Source organism: Streptomyces sp. NPDC054840, from assembly GCF_053611065.1.
The window spans coordinates 1-3545 of the sequence record NZ_JBSGZP010000726.1 but is presented as its reverse complement, the minus strand read 5'-3'; the positions used below and the strand labels follow the sequence as shown (position 1 = coordinate 3545).

Sequence of the window (3545 nt, the reverse complement as noted above, 5' to 3'; positions counted from 1 at the left end):
CCGTACACGGGCGCCCCTGCACCTTGCGATGCACGGCACCGGACGCCGTGGCCTGACCGGTGCCCCTCCGACGACACGGCTCAGCGGGTGGCCTGGCGTCGGACCTCGACGCTTCCAGCGCCACCTCGCCCGCGCGCCGACAGGCAGGCAGCTGCCGGGTCGCTCCTCCAGAAGAATCCCGGCTCCTTCGGCGAGCAGCTGACCAGAAGGTTCTTCGCCTGCCGGCGGTACAGCAGTTGTCCTCATGGCGACCAGGCACGGTTCCGGGACCGCTCGCCGCAGTGGGCGAGTTCGACGCGTCGGATATCACCGCGGAAGGGGATGCGGTGATCAGCCCTCCCCAGCGCGCCTCGCGGCCTGCTCCTCGCTCGCGCGGGGATGGCACCCGGCACCCGGACGTCGCCTCCCGCCCGCAAGACGACGTCCAGGTCCCGGTTTTCACGCCCCGTTGGTCCCGCTGACCCGTTCGACCGGGATCCACAGCTGCGAGTCCGTCTCCGCGCCGATCTCCACCGGCTGTGTCCGCAGCAGCTCCGGACCCGGCCGGCTCGCGTACGGGTTCGAGGGGAACCACTGCGTGAACACGTCACGCCACAGCTCCTGGAGGGCGTGGGGATACGGCCCGTGGTTGTCGAAGACAGCCCAGGCCCCGGCCGGCACGTCGAGGGCGTCGAGCTCATCCGAGGCCGCCCCCGGGCCGGTGACGACACCGATCCAGTAGTCCACCTCGGCACCCTCCTCCCGGCTGTCGGTCAGGTGCACCACCGCCGACAGGACCCCCTTCGGCTCCCCGCCGGCCAGCTTCTTCATGCTGACGATCGCCTGCTCGTCCAGGCTCTCCACGTGTGCCGCGGCCTTCGCGTTGACCCCCTCGTGCACGAGGGGGACCCGCGCCTTCCTGCCGACGACCCGAAACGCTTCCTTCTCCACGATCCGGTACCGCATGGTCGTACTCCCTTCGACGACGACACGGAAGGACATGCGCGGCTGCGCCGTGAGCGTCGCACCCGTGCGCCGGGCCTCGCCCGGCCCGATGCCGTGCACCGACCGGAACGCCCGGGCGAACGCCTCGCCCGAGCCGTACCCGTACCGCACGGCCACGTCGAGCAGCGTCCGCTCCCCGCCCAGCACCTCGGCTCCGGCGAGCGTCATGCGCCGGCGCCGTACGTACACGGAGAGCGGCACCCCGGCGAGCGCGGAGAAGAGGCGCCGGAAGTGGTACTCCGACGTCATCGCGATCCGGGCGACTTCGAGGATGTCGACCTCCCGGCCGGCCTCCGCTTCGAGGCAGCGCTCGATGTGGTCGAGCGCCTGGTTGAGCTGCTCCAGCACGGGTGCGTGTCCTTCCCTCTGATGTCTTCACCGTAGGAAGCACCACCCTCCCAGGGCCCGATGATCCGTGCCCGGAACGATCGGGTGACCGATCATGCCCCTCAGCCGTAGCCACGGACGAAGGGCCCGAGATGATCTCGCGCCGGCCGCTCGACCTTCATCCCCCTGCCCCCGGTCCCAGCCCTTGATGACCCTGCACCGCCCACGGCGAACTTGATGCCGAAGGCTGACCCTCGAGCACGACGACGGCACCGTGACGGCCCGCGCCGATGCGACGGCATCAGGCCGGTGGCGGCGGGCAGCCCGCGACCGCACCACACGTACCCCTCTAGAAGAACCCGAGCTTCTTGGGGGAATAACTGACCAGGAGGTTCTTCGTCTGCTGGTAGTGCTCCAGCATCATCTTGTGGGTCTCGCGGCCGATGCCCGACTGCTTGTATCCGCCGAACGCGGCGTGCGCCGGGTACGCGTGGTAGCAGTTCGTCCAGACGCGGCCCGCCTGGATCGCGCGGCCCGCGCGGTAGGCGGTGTTGATGTCCCGGGTCCAGACGCCCGCGCCCAGGCCGTACGCCGTGTCGTTCGCGATCCGTACGGCGTCGTCGAAGTCGTGGAAGGAGGTCACCGACACCACCGGCCCGAAGATCTCCTCCTGGAAGATCCGCATGTGGTTGTCGCCCTCGAAGATGGTCGGCTCGACGTAGAAGCCGCCCGCGAGGTCACCCTCCAGTTGCCGCCGTTCGCCGCCCGTGAGGATCTTCGCGCCCTCCCGCCGGCCGATCTCCACGTACGACAGGACCTTCTTCAGCTGCTCCTCCGAGGCCTGTGCCCCGATCATGGTGTCCGTATCCAGCGGGTGCCCCGGCACGATCAGTTCGGTACGGGCGACGGCCGCGTCGAGGAACTCCCCGTACCGGCCCCGCTCGACCAGCGCCCGCGACGGGCTCGTGCATACCTCGCCCTGGTTGAGGGCGAACATGGTGAAGCCCTCAAGAGCCTTGTCGCGCAGGTCGTCGTCCGTGGACCAGATGTCGTCGAAGAAGAGGTTCGGGCTCTTGCCGCCGAGTTCCAGGGTGACCGGCTTCAGGTGCTCGGCCGCGTACTGCATGATGAGCCGACCGGTGGCCGTCTCCCCCGTGAAGGCGATCTTCGCCACGCGCGGGCTGGACGCCAGCGGCTTGCCCGCCTCCTCCCCGAAGCCGTTGACGATGTTGACCACGCCCGGCGGCAGCAGGTCCGCCACCAGGCTCAGCCAGTAGTGGACGGAGGCCGGGGTCTGCTCGGCCGGCTTGAGGACCACGGTGTTGCCCGCCGCCAGCGCCGGGGCCAGCTTCCACACCGCCATCAGGATCGGGAAGTTCCACGGGATGATCTGCCCGACCACGCCCAGCGGTTCGTGGAAGTGGTAGGCGACGGTGTCGTCGTCGAGCTGACTCAGCGCGCCCTCCTGTGCGCGCAGGGCCCCCGCGAAGTACCGGAACTGGTCGACGGCCAAGGGCAGGTCGGCCGCCAGGGTCTCGCGTACCGGCTTGCCGTTCTCCCAGGTCTCCGCGACCGCGAGGGCCTCCAGGTTCTGTTCCATCCGGTCCGCGATGCGCAGCAGGACGGCCGAGCGCTCGGTGACCGGGGTACGCCCCCACGCGGGCGCCGCCGCGTGGGCCGCGTCCAGCGCCCGCTCCACGTCCTCGGAGGTGCCCCGGGCGACCTCCGTGAAGACCTGGCCGTTGACGGGGGAGGGGTTCTCGAAGTACCGGCCGCGGGCGGGCGGAGCGTACTCGCCGCCGATGAAGTGGTCGTAGCGGGGCGCGTACGACATGAGCGCCCCCTCGGTTCCGGGCGCAGCGTAGCGGGCCATGGTGTCCTCCCCTTGCCGGGCGCCGGCCGCCGTCGGACAGCGCTCGGGTGGAGGCTAGGAGCGAGCAGGTTGCGGAGACGTTGCACGCGATCGTGCGCGAGGGTCCGGGCGGGCGCCGAGCTCCCGGTCCAGGGCGTGTACGCGGGCCAGCGCGGCCGGTCGGCGCTCCGGCGGCAGCGCCGCCGCCAGCGCCCGCCACGCCTCCGGGTCGTCCGCGCCCCACGGGCGGCACACCCAGTCGGTCAGCAGCCCGGCATCGGCCCGCGCGACCACCGCCGCCCGCGCCTGGTCCTCGATCCGGCGCCGTAGCCGGACGATGCCGGGCGCGGTGGAGGCCGGCAGCAACGGCCCGGGGTAGTGG

The 3545-nt window shown here is 71.3% G+C and carries 2 protein-coding genes and 1 pseudogene; all 3 read right to left on the bottom strand.

The window, feature by feature from the left end; all coding sequences use genetic code 11:
* Positions 1 to 438: 438 nt before the first annotated feature.
* Positions 439 to 1332, bottom strand: coding sequence for an AraC family transcriptional regulator (locus tag ACWGIU_RS32975; RefSeq protein ID WP_453711781.1), 894 nt, complete (start codon positions 1330 to 1332; stop codon positions 439 to 441).
* Positions 1333 to 1660: 328 nt separating this feature from the next.
* The gene (gene exaC / locus ACWGIU_RS32970) at positions 1661 to 3184 is read right to left on the bottom strand and encodes an acetaldehyde dehydrogenase ExaC (protein WP_453711780.1); all 1524 of its coding nucleotides are present in this window, start codon (positions 3182 to 3184) and stop codon (positions 1661 to 1663) included.
* A gap of 54 nt (positions 3185 to 3238) precedes the next feature.
* Positions 3239 to 3545, bottom strand: a pseudogene (locus ACWGIU_RS32965) (transcriptional regulator); the annotation flags it as partial.